This is a genomic window from Enterococcus sp. DIV0213h, assembly GCF_051711285.1.
Taxonomy (GTDB): Bacteria; Bacillota; Bacilli; order Lactobacillales; family Enterococcaceae; genus Enterococcus_D; species Enterococcus_D casseliflavus.
This window is the reverse complement of the sequence record NZ_JBIOMH010000001.1, coordinates 2,699,843-2,718,285: the sequence shown is the minus strand read 5'-3', so window position 1 is coordinate 2,718,285 and position 18,443 is coordinate 2,699,843. Positions and strand designations below refer to the sequence as shown.

Below are 18,443 nucleotides of genomic sequence, written 5' to 3'. Positions count from 1 at the left end.
CTTTGATATAATATATTTGTACAGTCTCAGAAATGAGCAGATCTTTTGGGAGCGGGAACTTCCAAAAGATTTTTTGTTTATCCAAAAATTTTAATAGGTTCCACGAATATAAACTCATTGTCGAATGTAAATTTATAGTTGCGATGATAATGGTATTTACCGTATTTATTGAAATAGTGAATGAGAGTATCTTCAAAAAATTCGGGAGTTACGTTCAGGTGTTCGCTGCATTCATAAATGTTGTTGCATCCATTCAAAGCACAGTCTAAGAGATCATCAAGTGTGATCAGAATTTCAATACCATATCTTCTAGCTTTCCATTCTTCTTTCCAAGCCTCGGGATCTTTATAATTAAGAATATTTCCAATAGTTCTTTTATGGTGACCAAATTCTTCAGCCAAAACAACCTTCTTTTTTCTACTTGATTTATTTTTATCTAAGTAGATCCGATTGTTTCTATAAAGACCTGTATATCCAGTATCCTGCTCTAAAGGTAATTCTATAACTGGAATTTCAGTCGTAACCTTGTTTAAAAGATTTTCAAAATCATCCATCTGCAACCCTACTTATCATCAAATTTTTTATCTGCTTCATCTAAATATCGATTTAGATCTTCAAATTCTTTCTTAGATAACTTCCTATTAGGATCGTCAGAGTGAGCTGCGATTGTGAATAATTCTTTCTTCTGTTCTTTGAGTTCATTTTGAGCAAAATCATATACTCTTTTTTGGCGATCCATATTCAACTGGCTGTAAATAGAATCTATTGAAGACTTGCTTTCTTTGTAAGTAGTGTCAATATCACTTTTCATAATCCCAAAATAATCAGCGATTTTTTGAATAACTCCATGAGATGGATTAGAGCGCAAATTCATATAGTCACTCATAGTTGATGGAGAAATCCCAATTTCTTTAGCTAACTGTTTTTGGGTTATATTATTTTTTCTAATAAAACTTTTTATATTTGCTGCAATAATGATATTCCTTTGTTTATCATCCATGTTTTCACCTCTTTATATTTCATATTATACGAAAAAATCGAATCAAAGTAAATATATAAGTACGAAAATTACGAATTTATTTGTTGACAATACGAAAAAATCGTATTATATTTGACTCATCAAATACAGAACTATGAGGAGGAAGTTGAATGAAGACCCTAAAAGAGTTGCGAGTGATGCATAGTTTGACTCAGGAAGAGCTAGCAGAACTTTTTGATGTTACTTCAAGAACTATTCAAAATATGGAAAAAGACTCTTCCAAAATAAAAGATAGTTTGCTTAGGAAATATATTGATGCTTTCGGTGTCAAGTATGATGAAATTTTTTTAGGCAATGAATACGAAAATTTCGTACACGAGCAAGATAAAAAGAAATCAATCATTTTGACCTTCAAAAGCAAACAAAGAAATTAGGGAGGGAGAAACACTATGTCTCAAACCATTGAAATCAATACACCGATTCAAATCTTAATACCTTCGCATTTAAAAGTTGTGGAAATTGAAGAATATGAATCATTAAAGAAAAAAGATTTGATGGGTCAAACATGGACAATGGATGATCTTAAGGAACGGCTGCAAACTACTGACGAAGATTGGATAAAGGAAAAAATCCTTTATCCAAACAGAGAAATACTAGATGTCAGGAACGGCGGTTTTGTTCGTTACTCAAAAGGCAAAGGGAATCCTTGGAAATTCAATGCTTTAGAAATGGCGAAGTATTTGCAAGAAAACTGGGCAAATATCATGTCAGATTGAAAGGAGGGATTTTGTGAATAAGAAATGGTTAGCTACGCTCCATGACAATCCATTGTATAAAGCACGTCAATTACAAGGGATTGCTTATGCCAGCTTATTGTTAAACGGTATTTTGTTAGCTATTTGTTTCCTATTAATGATTGGAGGATAACTAGATGTTTAAAGAAAGAGAAATTATTTTCACTACTAATCGAATGTATGTTAAGCCATACACTCAAAAAATTAAGTCGATTATCTGGAATAAGTTTGAATCGACATGTGAAGTAGAGGATCGTTCATTTGATAGCGATGAGACACCAACGATTGCTTTATATTTCGTTGTTTCAGATGACCAGTTTCAAAAGTTAAAAATGGCCATCCCAAATTTGTTACCGGATCTGGTTAAAAAGGGCGGAATCCAGTATGAGTGAAAGCTGCAGGTGATGTAAATGTTATCGAAGGCGATCGAGTATTTGGAAAAGATGCCTGCAATTGTGATGCAGGTGCGTATGAGAAAACGTGGCGAGAATTATGTATACAGTATTGAAGCGAAAACTGAACGAGGTAGAGTAGAAACATTTCAGTTACGTGGAAGGACTCTTTATCACCATATTTTTCATCTTGGAAAACAAACCGAAGAAAAGGTTCTTTTCCAGTTTTCAGAACAATAAAAAAAGCCGCCAAATTTGGCGACTTCTGAGAATGGTATTTCTTATCTCCGACAAGATAAGTATACCATCCTCAGACTATTTTTGCAAAAAAACGCTGCTATTTCGGCGTTTTATCGTCCTTGTATTAGATACTAACTTAACGGACGTAGAAAATTCTGGGGTGTTTGTCATGAAGAAATCATTTGTTAGAGAACGCAGAGTGGAAGCAGGACCATATAAAGAAATCCGACTTTACAGTAGGACGATCGAGCAAGAACGAAAATGCAGAGAACCCAGAGGTAGGAGAAAGAAAGTAACTGGCTTATCTCAAGCAAGATGGAATCAAGCCCAAAGTAAAAGAAAGGCCGCATTGTTCCTATATGCAAACTTTGGAGAGAAAGATTACTATGCCACTTTCACTTATTCCGATCAGTTTCTACCTGAAAAGCCTGCTGACGCCAAGCGTGATCAAGAAAACACTTTGAAAAAACTAAAAAGACTCTATGAGAAAGAAGGGTTCGAACTCAAGTACATGTGGTTTACCTCTTATCAATACGATGAGGAAGTAGGCTATATCACTCGAATCCATCACCATATTGTTTTAAACAATGGACCATCAAGGGATGCAATTGAGAATGTTTGGTCTAAAGGTCGAGGAAAGAAGAAGCAGCCTCTTGGTAGAAGGCAAGTGCAAAACATTCAATACGATTCAGATGGGATGCAAGGCTTGGTCAATTATTTAACTGGTCAAGAGAAATGGGAAAATCGCCAGTGGAAGAAAGGTCAAAAGCGATGGTCCAAGAGTCGAAACCTTAAAGAACCACACGAAACAACGAACGATGATTATTGGTCATTTAGAAAACTAAATAAATTAGGTATGTCCAATGATGATGGAGCAGAGGAAATTCTCAAGAGGTTTCCTCAATACCGGATTTTAGGAGATATATTGAAAATCTACGATGAGGATCGTGGGTGGTATTTCAAAATCGAACTGTTCAGAAATTATGATGGATAGAGAAAGAGGTAGAAATGGAAAGTAAACAAACGTATCTGGTCGCCTGCTTTGATAAATCAGATTGTATCGACATGATGCAGGAAGTCTTTTTGATGTTAAACATTGATAATCAAAACAAAGGGAAATTTTCTCCATGTATTAAAACATTGGAAATCAAATCAGAAGAAAAGGAAATCCGGTTTCTTCAAAATCAGCAAATTTGCGATGCTGCATCAAACAAGTTAAATGATCATTCAGCATACACAGGAATAGTTAAGAGCGATCGGTACTCACAATTCGTTTGTTTTGAAGATAAAGCACATTATGAGCGCATTTACCGAAGAACATTAGATACATTTGGGCAAAACGACAAAGAAGGATTTATTACTGAACTAATGAAGAAAGTAGGTAGAAACGATGTCTTCAAGAAAATACCAAAATAGAGTCAACAATGATTTGGGCGATATCTTTGAAAAAATGATTGATCAAGGATGTTGGTATTACAGAACAAAAGAAATAGCTTTAATTGAAAAAACACCTGAACCGTTTCGTGTGAAGCAGATACTCGGCGATGGCAGAATGATCGTTTATCCGATTGGGAAAGCTCAACCAGATTACAAAGGAACTCTTTGGGATGGACGTGCCATTGTTTTTGAAGCAAAGATGACCACAACGGATCGATTAAAGAAATCAGTAATCACACACAATCAAGAGGCATTGTTGGATCTCCATCAAAAATTAGGAGCGATGGCAGGTGTTTGTTGCATGATCAAAAAGACCGTTGGGTTTATCCCATGGAGTGATTGGCAGAACATGAAAGCAAAATATGGCCGTCAGTACATTCTTGAAGAAGAGTTGGAAGAATATCAGGTTGCTACGCCAGGCTACATCGATTTTCTAAATAAAACAAATTGGTGATCCTATGGATGAAAGAATAACAAGTTTCAAAGTAGCACGTGTCGAATTTACCATGTTTTGCAAGATACGAGGATGGACGGTGGAGTATTTTTCTAACAATCCCAAGAATTACCGTCAATACTATGCAAGATGTTACGTTCCGGAAAAGGCGGATACCTATCATTTTATTATTACACTTTCAGGAAAGTACTATCGCCTTCTCGGAAATAAGAAGTGGGAGCCTTATGAATATGTGTATAAGCCAGCAGATGCAGGAGGTGATCAACATGAAACAGAACCAACAGGCGATGAAGCAGAAAGAACATGAGAAAAAGAAACGCCACAGAGAACGTGCTTTAAAACTACAACGATTGCTTTACCTTTCTAACCTTGATGATCGAGAGATTGATCCATTAATTGAGGAAGAGCGGGAAGCATTGCGTGTTGAACTATGGAGAGGGGAGCAATCCCATTTGCGAATTGTTGAAGTTCTATACAAAGGCGAAGTGATTTTCACAGGTACTCGGAAAGACGTATGTCGGAAGTGCAAAAAAGCAAATCGAATGATGAACGATTTATTACGTTATGGTCATGAAGATAAACAAGGAAGGACTTACCGCTATAAGGATTGGAGTGGAACCATTGACGCGGTGGTTGATTACGATTAATCAAAATAATTGGAGGGAAATTTATGAATGAGTTAGTTGAATTAGTAGAACAATGGTCTAAAGAAAAAGGATTGGATAAAGCAGATTCTAGCAAACAAATGTTGAAAGTTGTCGAAGAAACTGGTGAAGTTGCAGCTGCATTAGCAAGAAACGATCAAGATGCACTAAGAGATGGTATTGGCGATGTAATAGTAACCTTGATCATCTTGGCAATGCAAAATGATATGGCCTTGTACGAATGTTTGAACTTTGCTTATGACGAAATCAAAGGACGGACTGGAAAGATGGTCAATGGTGTTTTCGTTAAATCCAGTGACCTGAAATAATTCCTGAATCGGAAGAGATAACGGAATAGGAGGATGGAAAGAAATGGCATTATCAGCGGACGTTAAAGATTTGACTATTGTCGATAATCATACCAACGACACACATGAACTGTTTGCGGATGTAGGCACAGGCTTCATTTATTTCACAACGGTGGATCAGCACGCTATTAAGCAGCATGATATTTCTATGACATTTGAAGAGTGGGATCTTTTTAAGCAAATCATTGATATGGGGATAGCAAAAGAAAGAAGTAAGTGACAGAAATAAAAAACTAGGAGGTGCGTTATGCAAATAGAAAACTCAGCACTCCCAGAGAGTGGATACATTGAAAAAGTAATCGATGTTGAAAAACTAGAGAGTGGGAATTATCAAGTAACGGCTCGTGCTTTTCCTACAAGAAAAAGGAAAGTCCAAATTATTACTATGGAATTTTCTCAAAATGGGTTTAATGCATTAGTAGGTTCATTGATGGCTATGTCGCAAGGAAGAGAATAATTCCGCTATCCACCAAAATAACCAACTGAAGGAGGTAAAGCTTTGAAAGTATTAGAATTATTTGCCGGTACCAGATCCATCGGAAAAGCTTTTGAGAAAGTAGGGCATGAAGTCTTTTCTATCGAATGGGATAGAAAGCATGAAAATATTGACTGGTATGCCGATATTTCAAAAATCACTGCACAAGATATCTTGCTTAGATTTGGACAACCGGATGTGATATGGGCCAGTCCAGATTGCACATCATACAGTATCGCTGCAATCAGTCATCATCGAACGAAAGAACCAGATGGAAATCTAGCCGCGAAATCAGAATATGCATCATTTTGTGATTTAACAAATCAACATATGCTGAAATTGATTCGAGATTTGAATCCTAAACTCTTCTTTATCGAGAATCCCAGAGGTGGGATGCGGAAGATGCGATTTATGAAAGACTTACCACGATATACAGTAACTTATTGTCAGTACGGCGATACACGCATGAAGCCAACGGATATATGGACAAATCATCCAGAGCCGAAATTTAAACCGATGTGCAAGAATGGAGCACCTTGCCACGTTTCTGCACCTCGTGGATCGCAGACAGGTACACAAGGGATAAAGGGAAGTGTTGATCGTTCGAGAATTCCCCAAGAGCTTTGCGAGCATATTGCAAGTATCAGTGAGGAATATGTTTCAGCTGCAGTTTTGAAGAAGGTGAACTAATTTTGAAAAGAATATTAAATTATCCTGGTAGTAAATGGCGCATGGCGGATTTAATTGTTGATATGATTCCAGAGCATACGACTTATGTGGAACCATTTTTCGGTAGCGGAGCTGTCTTGTTTAACAAAAAACTATCAGCGGTCGAGACAATAAATGACTTGGACCAACGTGTTTATAATTTTTTTAAAGTGTGCAGAGATGAACCAAAAGAGTTAGCAAAGGTTGTCTATTTAACACCTCATAGCAGATTGGAGCACCAGCTGAGCGGACAGACTGTGGGCGATAGTATAGAAGATGCCAGGACATTTTTAATTCAGAGTTGGCAATCTATTGGTGGGATTCAGAAACATAAAACTGGATGGAGAAGTAATATCGATAAGATAGGCGGCAAGATTCATGAATGGAATGAAATACCAGAGCGGATAATTGAAGTCGCAGAACGGCTTAAACAAGTTCAAATAGAAAATCAAGATGCAATTGAATTACTTCAAAGATACAATCGCAAAACTGTATTTGCCTATATCGATCCACCGTATGTGATGGCGACCAGAAAAGGCAGGCTTTATCAAACGGAGTTTGAAGATAAACAACATGAACAACTGTTGGATTTCCTTTCATCTGATTTTAAAGGCAAAGCGATATTAAGCGGGTATCAATGTGAAATGTACGATGACATATTAAGTTCATGGTACAAAGTACAATTTCAAGCGAATGCAGAAGCCGGTCAAAGTAGGCTAGAAACACTTTGGTGCAATTTTGAGCCAAACGGTCAACTGTCATTATTTGGTTAGTCAGCTATCCGAAGAAATAAAAGAACCAACCAAGTGGTCGGCTCATTCTTTGATTGGAGATTTTTCAACCTGTGAAGGCTTAGAAGTAACAAGCCCGCATTTTTGGCATTTGTAATCACCAGTTGGCATACCAAGTAAAACTTCTCTTTTAAAATCATGAGTACACTCTTTAAGAGTTGAAGCAATCTTTTCAGTCATAAAAAATCTCCTTTCTTAGAAATAAATTATAACATATCAAAAAGATTGTGTGTTTGAGTATTAAATAACTATTCCGCAATCGTCAGCGATAGCAAACAGGAGGGATAAGATGAAAAACGCATATGATGTTTTTATAAACGGAGAACATGACGGTACAGCACTGAAGATGACTTTAGCAGGTAACAATATTTACTTTGAGGGCTATACCCCAGATAAGCCAATCGAAACAGAAGTATTTCGCAAAGATACTGAAGAAAAGTATTGCATAGTTGTTGGACGAAAATTAACCAAAGGGATTTTTTGGCAAGTAGTTTGGTATAGCGAAGAATACGATATCGCGCATATGTCTGAATTAAAAAATGCGGATAAAATTTATCCTGAATCGAGATTAGCCCAGTATTTTCCAATGAATAAATGTTACGAAATCATCGTTGATCACAATTTAAATCTTGTCGGAGACTATATTGTTATAAAGCAAGCTGAAACAGAAATTGAATTGGTGGAAGCCAATGAAAACTAGCCAAGCAATCATCATAATGCTGCTAACGATCCTTGGCCTAAGTTGGCTATCCTATACAATTACGGATTGGGGGAATAAACAATTGAAAAGTAAATACGTGATTTATATCTTGTTAGCAATGCTTGCTGTGTCTTGTTGGGGATCAACGTACGTAATTTGGTCCCAATCAAAGCAAATTGAGCAGTTACAAGAACAGCTGCAGTATGAGGAGATGAAGTACAAGATTATTATTAATGATCCGCTAGTGCGAGATGCGATGGAAAGTGGAGGATGAAACAAATGTTAAAAGAAATAGCACGAATTGCTTTGCATGGTATGAATTCGAACGATGAAGAAGTCATGAAAGCTTGCTTAGAAAAAATATGGATCATGTCCATTGAGAATGTTTCAGAATCAGAAGCCAGCAAAATAATGAATGACAACCAGAAAGATAAAATCAAAGCAGATGATGATCGTGGGGCATATTTTATTAAAAAATACGGCACATATAAAGGGCATTCAAAATTCAAATTAGCGTTAGATTTCTTTCAAATGAGCAATGACCGCTTTTTTGAAATATATAAGTTTAACTTTGTACCTAGAGGCGAATTGTATAAGGTAGCCAGATCATATATAACCGGAAGACAATTGAATAAGGGGTTAATAGCTGGAACAAGTATTTCTGCTAATATGCTGAGTCAATCCGGAATGGAGATAAATATATCGAGTGGTATTGCAAATCAGATTTGTAATTCTTCAACTAATTCATTTAAGCTTGGAGGCTAAAACATGGAAAACAAACGAACCGGACTTGAAAAAGTAAGTGATGGAATCGGGTTAGTAATACAAGGAGTTGTAGAGGTATTCTCGAATGTTATCTCAGCAGTTTCTAAAGTAATTAACAGGATGGATTGGGAAAGGTTAGCTAAGGTATCAGGCGATGACCGAATACGAAGATATTATGCTATCTATAGAAGAACCAATAAATCCAGAATTAAGAAGAAACAAGTCAAAAAGATTAAAGCTATTTTAAACGGAGGATGAAAGAATGAAAAATCAAAAACCAATGTGGCAAATAATGAGAGAAGCCGCTTTAGAACGTGAAGAAAATGAAGTTCTAAAAATGGAAGAGAAAAAACGGACTGTACAGCGTAATGCAAAACAAATATTAGAGAATTCAAAGTATGGGCGTAGATACTATTTCCATGCTGATAATGGTTCAAAATTACTCATCCGTGGAGTTGAACTAAGTCCAGTAAAATCAAATGAAGTGATGGCTCGGTTTATAGTTGAAAATCAAATATTCATTCTCACACTGCCAGTAGACAAAATCGAAAGATGGGAACTGATCTGTAAGGATGATTGCTTATGACGTTTGCTATATTGGGATTTTCGGGATTCGTGGTGATTATGGTCATTGCAGTAATTGTCGGGAAAAAGATGGACGAGAAAGAAGGCAAATAAAAAAGCCACTACCTTTTGGGTAAGTGACCAGTGACATGATTATTTTACCATAAAAGGAGTGGCGTTTGTGAGATTTCAGTGGCTTAAAAATTATCAAGATTTGGAAGAGCAGATTCTCTTCATGAAATGGAATCTTAACAAAAGTAAGTTGGAATTGGAACGATGGGTCAGTGGTGATTTAGCAAACGTCCGTCTCGAAAAAAACTCAAGGTCAGCTTCTTTAGAAGAGAATATTCAAATAATTGAAGAAGAAATTGAATTACTAGAAGATCAACTAAATGAAATGGTTCTACTGATAAAGTCATTTAAGGGATTAGATAATCAAATAATGTATTTGAAATATGTTGAAGGGATGACTTTAGAAAAAATTGCCGAAGATCTTAACTACAGTACATCGTATGTTCAAAAGAAACATACTGAATTAAGAAAAGCAATTGATTTTGTCGATGAGTATATTTTAAACAAAAATAAGTTGAAGATGAAGATATCATTGCAAGATCATCGAGAAAAGTTGCACAAAAGTTGCACCACTAATTCTAGTTTTAAACTTGATTAATATGGAATATATTTATAGCGTAGAAGAAACGAGAGATGGTCTATGGCTACTCACATAATCATAAACCGAATGGAGGAAAGCTCCTTATCGCAAAACTTCTTTGAATAAATAGAAAGACAGCACATTATTTTGAAACGAGGTGAATCACTTCAAATCAAAATTCGCTAGTGCTGTCTTTTTATATTTAATTAAATTAAAGGAGGAAATCACATGAAAGAGTTTAGCAAAGTGAATGTGCTAGGAACGCAGTACACAATTTACAAAGATACAACAGAACTCGATAGACCTTTCATAAGTGGAGCTGATGGGATCACTGACTTCACTACTAAAGAAATATTCATTGCTCCCCTTGATGATGGTGATCCTAATAACATGCAGGCTATGGAGCATTATGAAAAGAGAACCATAAGACATGAGCTTATTCATGCAATCTTATTTGAATCGGGTTTGGATCACAACAGTAAATGGGGAAGAGATGAAGAGTTAGTAGATTGGATTGCAATTCAATTCCCTAAGTTGTTAGCTGCATTTAAAGCTTTAAACATTGAATCGTTTTAGTACCCCATCTCCTAAAGAAAGGACCCTATACAATGGCGTTAAGAGCAGACAGACAAGGACCCCATCGAGTAGCCTTTGAGAAGAACAAAAGGGTACTGCTTAAAACTCACAACACTTGCGGCATTTGCGGTAAGCCTATTGATAAAACACTAAAGGCACCACATCCTTTGAGTCCAGTAGTGGATCACATTGTACCAATCAATAAAGGTGGTCATCCATCAAGCATCGAAAACTTACAGCTGGCTCACTGGACCTGCAACAGACAGAAGTCTGACAAACTTTACTCGGTCAAAGATGAAGCGCCTAAAGTTGTAGGTAACAGAAACCTTCCACAAAGCACTGATTGGGCTTCTTATGGCGGTTAAAAAATTTAGATACAATCATACCAAAAAGAAATTAAAAACTGATACAAGCGAAAAGAGAAGGGGGGGATAGGTACCCCTCCGCCTTGGCGGCCGAGCTTCACGCCGTCACTGTACATTTTTTCTCACGCGACTTTTTGAAAGGAGTGAAATAATGGAAATTTATGGCATTGAGTACCTAAGAAATAAGCTAGCTACTCATAAAATTCGTGTTGATTTAAGGTATAGACAATACGATATGAAGAAGAATGAATCAAGCTTCGGAATCACAATTCCACCTGAAATAAGAAAAAGATATCGATCAGTTTTAGGATGGTGTGCCAAAGGGGTGGATTCTTTGGCTGATCGTTTAGTTTTTCGTGAATTTGAACATGATGACTTTGAGGTAAACGAAATTTTTGAAGCAAATAATCCGGATGTATTTTTTGATAGCTTGGTTTTGTCATCTTTGATTGCTTCTTGTTCTTTCGTTTATATTTCAAGGGGTGAAGGAGAAATACCTAGATTACAAATAATTGAAGCAAGCAATGCAACGGGGATTATTGATCCAATTACAGGACTTCTAACGGAAGGGTATGCAGTTCTCGAAAGAGATAAAGATGGAAATCCATCTATTGAAGCATATTTTCTGCCTGGTATAACTCATTACTATTATGCTGATGAAAATATACCGGATGAACCTATCGAACATAGTTTTGATTATCCATTATTAGTGCCGGTAATTCATCGGCCAGATGCAGTTCGGCCATTTGGTCGTTCTCGTATTACACGATCAGGTATGTATTACCAGTCATACGCAAAACGTACACTAGAACGTGCAGATATCACCGCAGAATTTTACTCATTTCCGCAAAAATATGTTTTAGGAACAGATCAAGATTCAGAACCATTGGATACTTGGAAGGCAACCATTTCAGCGATGCTCGAATTTACAGTTGGAGAAGGTGGTAATGCTCCAACAGTGGGACAGTTCACGACTTCTAGTATGACTCCATTTACAGAACAATTAAAAACTGCAGCTGCTGGATTCGCTGGTGAAACAGGACTTACATTGGATGACTTAGGATTTGTTTCCGATAATCCCTCATCGGTTGAAGCGATTCGGGCAAGTCATGAAAATTTAAGGCTAGCTGGACGTAAAGCACAACGATCGTTAGGATCTGGAATATTGAACGTAGCATTTATTGCTGCTTGTTTACGTGATGACTACCCGTATTTTAGATATCAGTTTGCAAAAACAATTCCTAAGTGGGAACCATTATTTGAAGCTGATGCCAATTCATTAACATTAATTGGAGATGGTGCGATTAAATTGAATCAAGCGATTCCAGGATATATCAATAGTGAAACAATCAGAGATTTAACTGGAATAAAAGGTGGCGATAGTAATGGATAACGACATTGTTCCCGCATTACTTGAAAAAATTAAAAATGAATTTAGTGAGCAGACAATCAATAGTCAGAAGTTGAAGTCTGCTTTTTCTTTGCTCAAAAATCGTAAGGCCACATACAAAAATGTAAATGAGTTTGCTATTGAAATTGGAGAAATATTAGCAAATGTATTAGACAGCAATATCAACATTGACATTCTTCCTGACGGGAAAATGTATTTTAATATTGCTGATCGGTTGCTTAATGAAACGCTGAAAAATAATTACGATTTGATTTCAAATTTTTCTGTTGATGTTCAAGAGCAGTTAAACAAAGAAGCGGCAATTAAAATTAAAGGACAGAAACCTGACTTCAACCAAGACAGGGTGAATGGCCTTGTAAACAAGATATCAGCAGCAGAAGATTTCGATACTGTTAAGTGGGTATTAGGAGAACCGATCGTAAATTTTAGTCAAAGTGTTGTTGATGATGTTATTAAAGCAAATGTAGATTTTCATGCGAAATCTGGGTTAAGGCCAAGAGTCAACAGAACCTTAGTCGGACATGCTTGTGATTGGTGTAAAAGTTTAGCTGGCTCATTTGATTATTATGATTTACCAGATGATATTTATCGAAGACATGAAAGGTGTAAATGTATAGTTGAATATAAACCGGGTGATGGTCGAAAACAAAATGTATGGTCAAAAGCTTGGACTGATCCACAAAAGGAACAGAAAATTCAAGCTAGAAAAAATATAAATTTGAGAAAGGATGCGTGATCCAATATCTCCCAGCGACAGGGTTATCATGCATGATCGAGATTGAAAGGGGATAGTTTATGACTACTAAAGTGAAATTTGGTAATCAACATCCTACTCAATCGGTAATTATTCCATATGATAGATCTGTATCTCAAAGAGCGATTGAAAGATATCAAAGAACTGGTCGCAATTGTTATGATTGGCAAATTAGTATGCTTGAACCTATCTTGGCTATTGATGAAGATAATTTATGGGTTCATCAAAAGTTTGGTTTCTCAATTCCACGAAGAAACGGTAAAACCGAGGTTATTTACATTATTGAGTTAGATGCTTTAGAAGAAGGATTAAGTATTTTGCATACGGCTCACAGAATCAGTACGTCTCACGCTTCATATGAACAAGTAAAAAAATTACTTGAAGACACGGGATATATTGAGGGCGAGGACTTCAATTCAATCAAAGCTAAAGGTCAAGAACGATTGGAGCTATACTCAACTGGCGGCGTGATTCAATTCCGAACAAGAACATCTAGTGGTGGGCTTGGGGAAGGATTTGACTTGCTTGTGATCGATGAAGCTCAAGAATACACTACTGAGCAAGAATCAGCTTTGAAGTATACCGTGACAGACAGTCAAAACCCTATGACGATTATGTGTGGTACGCCACCAACTCCTGTATCTAGTGGTACTGTTTTTACAGGTTATCGAGATACTACGCTATTCGGTAAATCGAAGTATTCTGGATGGGCCGAATGGTCAGTTGAGGATATGAAAGATATCCATGATGTCGAGGCTTGGTATAATTCCAATCCTTCATTGGGATATCATTTGACGGAACGAAAGATTGAAGCGGAACTTGGTGATGACAAACTCGATCATAACGTACAGCGTTTAGGATACTGGCCTAAGTACAATCAAAAATCTGCTATTTCTGCTAAGGATTGGACAAGGTTGAAAGTAGTAGCTCTGCCTGTATTGAAAGGACCGTTGTATGTTGGTATTAAGTATGGGAATGATGGACAGAATGTTGCAATGAGTATTGCAGTTAAAACTTTATCTGGAAAAATATTCGTTGAAGCAATTGATTGTGTGTCTGTAAGAAATGGCAATCAATGGATCATTAATTTCTTGAAAAAAGCTAACGTAAATGCAGTGGTCATTGACGGTGCTGGAGGTCAAAATATCCTAACTAAAGAAATGGAAGAGTTTAAAATTAAAGCGCCAATCCTTCCAAAAGTATCAGAAATCATTACTGCCAATTCATTATGGGAACAAGGGATATTTCAACAAACAATTTGCCACAAAGATCAGCCATCTCTAAGTTCAGTAGTTACGAACAGTGAGAAGCGCAATATCGGTAGCAACGGTGGATTTGGTTATAAATCGCAATTTGAAGATAGAGATATCTGTTTAATGGACAGTGCACTATTAGCACATTGGGCTTGTAGTATTAAAAAGCCCAAGAAAAAACAACAAAAAAGGTATTAGACGACTATTTAGCGGTAGTCGTTTTTTAATACACAAAATTACCGAACTGCCGGGCAAGCAGGAGAAAGGAAGTTTGTATTATGACATTCAAAGCAATTGAAACACAAGAGGAACTGGACCGTATTATCCAGGAGAGATTGAGTCGTGAAAAAGGGAAGTTCGCTGATTACGATGAGATCAAAACGCGTAATGCTGCATTAGAAGCAGAACTAGATGATTTGAAATCAACAATCGAAGAATCAAGCAATGCCGCTAAGACTCATGAGCAAACAATAGCTGATCTAAATAAACAAATCGCTGAGAAAGAAACAGTGAATTTGCGCACTAGAATTGCGTTGCAAAACGGATTGCCAATTGATTTAGCAGATCGCTTGGTTGGAGATGATGAAGAAAGTATCAAAGCTGATGCAGAACGGTTAGCGAGTTTTGTAAGTAAGAAACAAACGCCGCCACCTTTGAAAAATACTGAAAATAATTTAGGTGAAGGAAAAGATGGCGCTTATAAAAATCTAATTGAAAATCTTAATTTAGAAGGAGAGTAATATTATGTCAACATTATCAAAAGGAAGTTTATTTGATCCAGAATTAGTTACAGACCTTATTAACAAAGTGAAAGGAAAAAGTTCTTTAGTAGCTTTATCTCAACAAAAGCCGATTCCATTTAACGGTCAAAAAGAATTCACTTTCACTATGGATTCCGAAATCGATATCGTTGCTGAAAACGGTAAAAAAACACATGGAGGAGTTTCTATTGCGCCGTTGACTATCGTGCCAATCAAGGTCGAATATGGCGCTCGTATTTCTGATGAATTCTTGTATGCTTCAGATGAAGAAAAAATTGATATTGTAAAAGCATTCAATGAAGGTTACGCTCGCAAACTTGCTCGTGGTTTAGATTTAATGGCATTCCATGGAATCAATCCACGTACTGGTACAGCTTCAGCAATTATCGGAACGAATCACTTTGACGGGAAAGTAACGCAAACAGTTGACTTTAATGAAGCAGATCCAGATGTAAACATTGAAACGGCTGCTTCAATGGTACAAGGTGCGGAAGGTGTAATTTCGGGTATGGCGATGGATCCGCAGTTTTCAGCTGCCTTAGCATCTTACAAAGTAAATGGTGTCAAACAATTTCCAGAGTTAGCATGGGGAGCGAATCCGGGAGCTGTTCGTGGAATCCCAACTGATATCAATCGCACAGTATCTAACGGCGGGAATGACTTGGTTATAATTGGTGACTTTGCTTCCATGTTCAAATGGGGATATGCCAAAGAAATCCCATTGGAAGTTATCAAGTATGGTGATCCTGATAATAGCGGACAAGATTTGAAAGGTTACAACCAAGTTTATTTACGTTCAGAAACATACCTGGGTTGGGGAATTATGGATGGCAATAGCTTTGCTCGTGTTATTAAACCAGCAGGAGGCGGACAATAATGCAATATAAAAACACAAAAACAGGAGTTACTTTTAGTAGCCCTTGCGTTGTTTCTGGAGGTGATTGGGTCTTGTTGAAAGATGAGCCAAAAACTGATGAAGAACCAAAAGCACTGAATGAAGTAGAAATTGAAAATACTGACGATGAAGCTGAAACACCAACTGCTGTTCCAGAACAACAAGCTGATGAAAAAGATGAACAAGTGGCTGGATTAGAAGGCATTACTAAAAAGCAAATCATGCAGGAATTAGATGCATTTGGCATCAAGTATAACCCTAGCTCTAAAAAGCAAGAATTGTACGATTTGATGATGCAAGGGAAGTGATTTCATGGCAGCCTTTGCAACTATTGATGATTTGTCAAACCTATGGCGTGCCCTTAAGCCAGAAGAAATCACGCGAGCTACTGAATTGCTTAATATTGTTTCTGATTCTTTGCGAATGGAAGCCGATAAGGTGGGAAAAGATTTAGATAACATGATAAGCATGAAGCCTGATTACTTTTTGAATGTTGTCAAATCGGTAACTGTTGATGTTGTAGCTAGAACACTAATGACATCAACTGATCAGGAGCCAATGACCCAGTATGCAGAAGGAGCATTGGGTTATTCCGTTTCTGGATCGTATCTTGTGCCAGGTGGCGGATTATTTATTAAAAACAGCGAATTGAGCCGTCTTGGTTTAAGACGGCAACGGATGGGAGTGATTGAACCTTATGGCACTTTTGAAAGGAATAACAATTCAATTGGTGGGTTTGACCAAAACGGGAACTGATCCATTCGGGAATCCAATCTACGAAGAAGCAGATATTGATGTTGAAAATGTCTTAGTCACTCCTACTTCCACTGATGATATTGTCAACCAACTTACTTTAACTGGAAAAAAAGCTGTATATACGTTAGCAATCCCGAAAGGAGATACTAATGATTGGGAAGACAAAGAAGTAAAATTCTTTGGTAAACGATGGCGCACCTTTGGCTTTCCTACAGAGGGTATCGAAGACTTAATCCCACTTGATTGGAATAAGAAAGTGATGGTGGAACGTTATAGCTAAGATGAAATTCAAGTTGAACCGGAGTGGAGTAGCAGCTCTAATGAAGTCCAATCAGATGCAAGGTGTATTAGAAGAGAAAGCAACTGGTGTGAGAAATAGAGCTGGCGAAGGTTACAAACAAGATATTTATGTAGGTAAAACGAGAGCAAATGCGATGGTATATGCGGATACATACCAAGCAAAAAAAGACAATATGAAAAATAATACCCTCTTAAAGGCGGTGCGATAAATGATTGAAATTGTGATCAAGAATTTTCTCGATAGTCATTTATCTGTAACTTCCTTTTTAGAAAAACAAGGGAAAATGCCAGAAAGCTATGTTCTTTTCGAAAAGACTGGTAGCGGTGAAAACAATCTTATTTCGACTTCAACATATGCTTTTCAAAGCTATGCACCTACTTTGTATAAAGCTGCATTGCTAAATGCTGAGTTGAAAGAAGTTTTAAAAAATCTGATCAAACTGGATGAAATCAGTAAGATTAAGTTGAATAGTGATTATAACTACACGGACACAACAACAAAAGAGTACAGATATCAAGCAGTATTTGATATCACTCATTATTAGGAGGTTAACAAAATGTCAGATGCAAAAAATGTATCAACAGCTAAACCCAAGGTAGGTGGAGCTATTTATTCGGCACCATTGGGAACTACATTGCCCCAAAATGCAACAACTGAGTTAAACGCTGCATTCAAAAGCTTAGGGTATATTTCAGAAGATGGTATGACGAACTCAAACACACCGTCTTCTGAGAATATTAAAGCATGGGGTGGGGATACTGTTGCAAGTCCTCAAACAGAGAAAGAAGATACCTTTACTTACACTTTGATTGAAGCGTTAAATCCAGAAGTCTTGAAAGAAGTCTATGGATCGACAAACGTAACGGGCACAATTGATACTGGAATTGAAATTAAAGCAAATGCAAAAGAACTTGAAGAACACGTCTTAGTTGCAGACATGATTCTAAAAGGCGGGATTCTTAAAAGAATTGTTATCCCAAACGGAAAAGTAACGGAAATCGGAGAAATTAGTTACACTGATGCTGATGCAGTAGGTTATGAAACAACTATTACTGCTATTCCGTCTGATGATGAAGGAAATACTCACTTCGAATACATTCAGAAACCAGCAGCTAGCACAGGAGGTTCAGGACAATGATTAAAGGGGAAACAAATTCAGGATTCAAGTATTCTATCGAAGAAAAACGATTAGATAATTATGAACTCTTAGAAGTTATTGGTGAAATAGATGAAAATCCTGTGGTTGCGCCGAAAGCTTTAAATCTTCTTTTAGGAAAAGAACAGGCAGCAGCTTTGAAAGAACACGTTCGAGATGAAGATGGAATTGTTCCTGCTGCTAAAATGGTTGAAGAACTTGGAAATATTTTTCAAAATCAAGATCAAACAAAAAACTCCTAATCCTCGCCGG

The 18,443-nt window shown here is 36.9% G+C and carries 38 protein-coding genes; 35 read left to right on the top strand and 3 right to left on the bottom strand.

Going from position 1 to position 18,443, the window contains the following annotated elements; translation table 11 throughout:
• Nucleotides 1–77: 77 nt before the first annotated feature.
• Nucleotides 78–554 (bottom strand): ImmA/IrrE family metallo-endopeptidase, encoded by a 477-nt coding sequence (locus IGI77_RS12675; protein ID WP_142964689.1) that lies wholly within the window; start codon nucleotides 552–554, stop codon nucleotides 78–80.
• An 8-nt stretch (nucleotides 555–562) separates the two neighbouring features.
• On the bottom strand, nucleotides 563–1,000 hold the full coding sequence (locus IGI77_RS12670; RefSeq protein ID WP_270267263.1) for a helix-turn-helix domain-containing protein: 438 nt from the start codon (nucleotides 998–1,000) through the stop codon (nucleotides 563–565).
• Nucleotides 1,001–1,149: 149 nt separating this feature from the next.
• On the opposite strand from IGI77_RS12670, the gene IGI77_RS12665 reads away from it, so the two are divergent.
• The 15 genes from IGI77_RS12665 to IGI77_RS12595 all read left to right on the top strand — a co-directional run bounded on the left by IGI77_RS12665 (nucleotide 1,150) and on the right by IGI77_RS12595 (nucleotide 7,264).
• Complete coding sequence (locus tag IGI77_RS12665) at nucleotides 1,150–1,413, top strand: helix-turn-helix transcriptional regulator (protein WP_142964690.1); 264 nt, start codon at nucleotides 1,150–1,152, stop codon at nucleotides 1,411–1,413.
• Between the two features lie 15 nt (nucleotides 1,414–1,428).
• Nucleotides 1,429–1,755 (top strand): DUF771 domain-containing protein, encoded by a 327-nt coding sequence (locus tag IGI77_RS12660; RefSeq protein ID WP_041120560.1) that lies wholly within the window; start codon nucleotides 1,429–1,431, stop codon nucleotides 1,753–1,755.
• A 13-nt stretch (nucleotides 1,756–1,768) separates the two neighbouring features.
• Entirely contained in the window at nucleotides 1,769–1,906 is a 138-nt protein-coding gene (locus tag IGI77_RS12655) for a hypothetical protein (protein WP_179190645.1), read from the top strand.
• A 4-nt stretch (nucleotides 1,907–1,910) separates the two neighbouring features.
• Entirely contained in the window at nucleotides 1,911–2,165 is a 255-nt protein-coding gene (locus IGI77_RS12650) for a hypothetical protein (RefSeq protein WP_413127382.1), read from the top strand.
• An 18-nt stretch (nucleotides 2,166–2,183) separates the two neighbouring features.
• Entirely contained in the window at nucleotides 2,184–2,405 is a 222-nt protein-coding gene (locus tag IGI77_RS12645; protein WP_223080229.1) for a hypothetical protein, read from the top strand.
• Nucleotides 2,406–2,574: 169 nt separating this feature from the next.
• Nucleotides 2,575–3,399 carry a rolling circle replication-associated protein gene (locus IGI77_RS12640; RefSeq protein WP_438770178.1) on the top strand — a complete coding sequence of 275 codons (825 nt, stop codon included), beginning with the start codon at nucleotides 2,575–2,577 and terminating at the stop codon, nucleotides 3,397–3,399.
• Between the two features lie 14 nt (nucleotides 3,400–3,413).
• Nucleotides 3,414–3,821 carry a hypothetical protein gene (locus IGI77_RS12635; protein ID WP_438770177.1) on the top strand — a complete coding sequence of 136 codons (408 nt, stop codon included), beginning with the start codon at nucleotides 3,414–3,416 and terminating at the stop codon, nucleotides 3,819–3,821.
• Nucleotides 3,796–4,296, top strand: coding sequence for a Holliday junction resolvase RecU (locus IGI77_RS12630; RefSeq protein ID WP_438770176.1), 501 nt, complete (start codon nucleotides 3,796–3,798; stop codon nucleotides 4,294–4,296). The genes IGI77_RS12635 and IGI77_RS12630 overlap by 26 nt, the downstream gene beginning before the upstream one ends.
• Nucleotides 4,297–4,300: 4 nt before the next feature.
• Nucleotides 4,301–4,603, top strand: a complete 303-nt coding sequence (locus IGI77_RS12625; RefSeq protein WP_438770175.1) for a hypothetical protein — start codon at nucleotides 4,301–4,303, stop codon at nucleotides 4,601–4,603.
• Complete coding sequence (locus IGI77_RS12620) at nucleotides 4,563–4,943, top strand: hypothetical protein (RefSeq protein ID WP_438770174.1); 381 nt, start codon at nucleotides 4,563–4,565, stop codon at nucleotides 4,941–4,943. Before IGI77_RS12625 ends, IGI77_RS12620 begins: the two co-directional genes overlap by 41 nt.
• Nucleotides 4,944–4,966: 23 nt before the next feature.
• Entirely contained in the window at nucleotides 4,967–5,269 is a 303-nt protein-coding gene (locus tag IGI77_RS12615; RefSeq protein ID WP_438770173.1) for a MazG-like family protein, read from the top strand.
• Between the two features lie 43 nt (nucleotides 5,270–5,312).
• Nucleotides 5,313–5,528 carry a hypothetical protein gene (locus IGI77_RS12610; protein WP_438770172.1) on the top strand — a complete coding sequence of 72 codons (216 nt, stop codon included), beginning with the start codon at nucleotides 5,313–5,315 and terminating at the stop codon, nucleotides 5,526–5,528.
• Nucleotides 5,529–5,555: 27 nt separating this feature from the next.
• Nucleotides 5,556–5,765: a hypothetical protein gene (locus IGI77_RS12605; protein ID WP_169058870.1), complete on the top strand. Its 210-nt coding sequence runs from the start codon at nucleotides 5,556–5,558 to the stop codon at nucleotides 5,763–5,765.
• 42 nt (nucleotides 5,766–5,807) lie between these two features.
• A complete protein-coding gene (locus tag IGI77_RS12600) occupies nucleotides 5,808–6,473 on the top strand; it encodes a DNA cytosine methyltransferase (RefSeq protein ID WP_438770171.1) in 666 nt (221 codons plus the stop codon).
• A 2-nt stretch (nucleotides 6,474–6,475) separates the two neighbouring features.
• Entirely contained in the window at nucleotides 6,476–7,264 is a 789-nt protein-coding gene (locus tag IGI77_RS12595) for a DNA adenine methylase (RefSeq protein WP_438770170.1), read from the top strand.
• Between the two features lie 42 nt (nucleotides 7,265–7,306).
• Here IGI77_RS12595 and IGI77_RS12590 read toward each other — a convergent pair whose 3' ends face one another.
• Nucleotides 7,307–7,462, bottom strand: a complete 156-nt coding sequence (locus tag IGI77_RS12590) for a hypothetical protein (RefSeq protein WP_153883646.1) — start codon at nucleotides 7,460–7,462, stop codon at nucleotides 7,307–7,309.
• Between the two features lie 109 nt (nucleotides 7,463–7,571).
• On the opposite strand from IGI77_RS12590, the gene IGI77_RS12585 reads away from it, so the two are divergent.
• The 20 genes from IGI77_RS12585 (at nucleotide 7,572) to IGI77_RS12490 (ending at nucleotide 18,433) form a co-directional block, all read left to right on the top strand.
• On the top strand, nucleotides 7,572–7,982 hold the full coding sequence (locus tag IGI77_RS12585) for a hypothetical protein (protein WP_218193408.1): 411 nt from the start codon (nucleotides 7,572–7,574) through the stop codon (nucleotides 7,980–7,982).
• Nucleotides 7,972–8,256 carry a hypothetical protein gene (locus tag IGI77_RS12580; protein WP_438770169.1) on the top strand — a complete coding sequence of 95 codons (285 nt, stop codon included), beginning with the start codon at nucleotides 7,972–7,974 and terminating at the stop codon, nucleotides 8,254–8,256. The genes IGI77_RS12585 and IGI77_RS12580 overlap by 11 nt, the downstream gene beginning before the upstream one ends.
• A gap of 5 nt (nucleotides 8,257–8,261) precedes the next feature.
• Complete coding sequence (locus IGI77_RS12575) at nucleotides 8,262–8,747, top strand: hypothetical protein (RefSeq protein WP_438770168.1); 486 nt, start codon at nucleotides 8,262–8,264, stop codon at nucleotides 8,745–8,747.
• Nucleotides 8,748–8,750: 3 nt separating this feature from the next.
• A complete protein-coding gene (locus tag IGI77_RS12570) occupies nucleotides 8,751–9,005 on the top strand; it encodes a hypothetical protein (RefSeq protein WP_438770167.1) in 255 nt (84 codons plus the stop codon).
• Between the two features lie 4 nt (nucleotides 9,006–9,009).
• Nucleotides 9,010–9,333 carry a hypothetical protein gene (locus tag IGI77_RS12565; protein ID WP_196044568.1) on the top strand — a complete coding sequence of 108 codons (324 nt, stop codon included), beginning with the start codon at nucleotides 9,010–9,012 and terminating at the stop codon, nucleotides 9,331–9,333.
• Between the two features lie 159 nt (nucleotides 9,334–9,492).
• Nucleotides 9,493–9,981 carry a hypothetical protein gene (locus tag IGI77_RS12560; protein WP_438770166.1) on the top strand — a complete coding sequence of 163 codons (489 nt, stop codon included), beginning with the start codon at nucleotides 9,493–9,495 and terminating at the stop codon, nucleotides 9,979–9,981.
• A 210-nt stretch (nucleotides 9,982–10,191) separates the two neighbouring features.
• The gene (locus IGI77_RS12555) at nucleotides 10,192–10,539 is read left to right on the top strand and encodes a hypothetical protein (RefSeq protein ID WP_311824836.1); all 348 of its coding nucleotides are present in this window, start codon (nucleotides 10,192–10,194) and stop codon (nucleotides 10,537–10,539) included.
• Between the two features lie 32 nt (nucleotides 10,540–10,571).
• Nucleotides 10,572–10,904, top strand: coding sequence for an HNH endonuclease (locus IGI77_RS12550; protein WP_144316765.1), 333 nt, complete (start codon nucleotides 10,572–10,574; stop codon nucleotides 10,902–10,904).
• Nucleotides 10,905–11,055: 151 nt separating this feature from the next.
• On the top strand, nucleotides 11,056–12,297 hold the full coding sequence (locus tag IGI77_RS12545) for a phage portal protein (RefSeq protein ID WP_118215270.1): 1,242 nt from the start codon (nucleotides 11,056–11,058) through the stop codon (nucleotides 12,295–12,297).
• Nucleotides 12,290–13,051: a hypothetical protein gene (locus IGI77_RS12540; RefSeq protein ID WP_231434896.1), complete on the top strand. Its 762-nt coding sequence runs from the start codon at nucleotides 12,290–12,292 to the stop codon at nucleotides 13,049–13,051. Before IGI77_RS12545 ends, IGI77_RS12540 begins: the two co-directional genes overlap by 8 nt.
• Nucleotides 13,052–13,110: 59 nt before the next feature.
• The gene (locus IGI77_RS12535) at nucleotides 13,111–14,520 is read left to right on the top strand and encodes a DEAD/DEAH box helicase family protein (RefSeq protein WP_142964706.1); all 1,410 of its coding nucleotides are present in this window, start codon (nucleotides 13,111–13,113) and stop codon (nucleotides 14,518–14,520) included.
• Between the two features lie 80 nt (nucleotides 14,521–14,600).
• On the top strand, nucleotides 14,601–15,062 hold the full coding sequence (locus IGI77_RS12530) for a capsid assembly scaffolding protein Gp46 family protein (protein WP_041120521.1): 462 nt from the start codon (nucleotides 14,601–14,603) through the stop codon (nucleotides 15,060–15,062).
• A 4-nt stretch (nucleotides 15,063–15,066) separates the two neighbouring features.
• Nucleotides 15,067–15,960, top strand: a complete 894-nt coding sequence (locus IGI77_RS12525) for a phage major capsid protein (RefSeq protein WP_194185628.1) — start codon at nucleotides 15,067–15,069, stop codon at nucleotides 15,958–15,960.
• Complete coding sequence (locus tag IGI77_RS12520) at nucleotides 15,960–16,286, top strand: hypothetical protein (RefSeq protein WP_438770165.1); 327 nt, start codon at nucleotides 15,960–15,962, stop codon at nucleotides 16,284–16,286. The genes IGI77_RS12525 and IGI77_RS12520 overlap by 1 nt, the downstream gene beginning before the upstream one ends.
• Nucleotides 16,287–16,290: 4 nt before the next feature.
• Entirely contained in the window at nucleotides 16,291–16,734 is a 444-nt protein-coding gene (locus tag IGI77_RS12515) for a phage Gp19/Gp15/Gp42 family protein (protein WP_041120514.1), read from the top strand.
• A complete protein-coding gene (locus IGI77_RS12510) occupies nucleotides 16,676–17,014 on the top strand; it encodes a hypothetical protein (RefSeq protein ID WP_231434898.1) in 339 nt (112 codons plus the stop codon). Before IGI77_RS12515 ends, IGI77_RS12510 begins: the two co-directional genes overlap by 59 nt.
• The gene (locus tag IGI77_RS12505; protein WP_041120510.1) at nucleotides 17,007–17,243 is read left to right on the top strand and encodes a hypothetical protein; all 237 of its coding nucleotides are present in this window, start codon (nucleotides 17,007–17,009) and stop codon (nucleotides 17,241–17,243) included. The genes IGI77_RS12510 and IGI77_RS12505 overlap by 8 nt, the downstream gene beginning before the upstream one ends.
• Entirely contained in the window at nucleotides 17,244–17,579 is a 336-nt protein-coding gene (locus tag IGI77_RS12500) for a hypothetical protein (protein ID WP_438770164.1), read from the top strand.
• A 12-nt stretch (nucleotides 17,580–17,591) separates the two neighbouring features.
• The gene (locus IGI77_RS12495) at nucleotides 17,592–18,173 is read left to right on the top strand and encodes a phage tail protein (RefSeq protein ID WP_086295612.1); all 582 of its coding nucleotides are present in this window, start codon (nucleotides 17,592–17,594) and stop codon (nucleotides 18,171–18,173) included.
• On the top strand, nucleotides 18,170–18,433 hold the full coding sequence (locus IGI77_RS12490; protein WP_086295611.1) for a hypothetical protein: 264 nt from the start codon (nucleotides 18,170–18,172) through the stop codon (nucleotides 18,431–18,433). Before IGI77_RS12495 ends, IGI77_RS12490 begins: the two co-directional genes overlap by 4 nt.
• Nucleotides 18,434–18,443 lie beyond the last annotated feature (10 nt).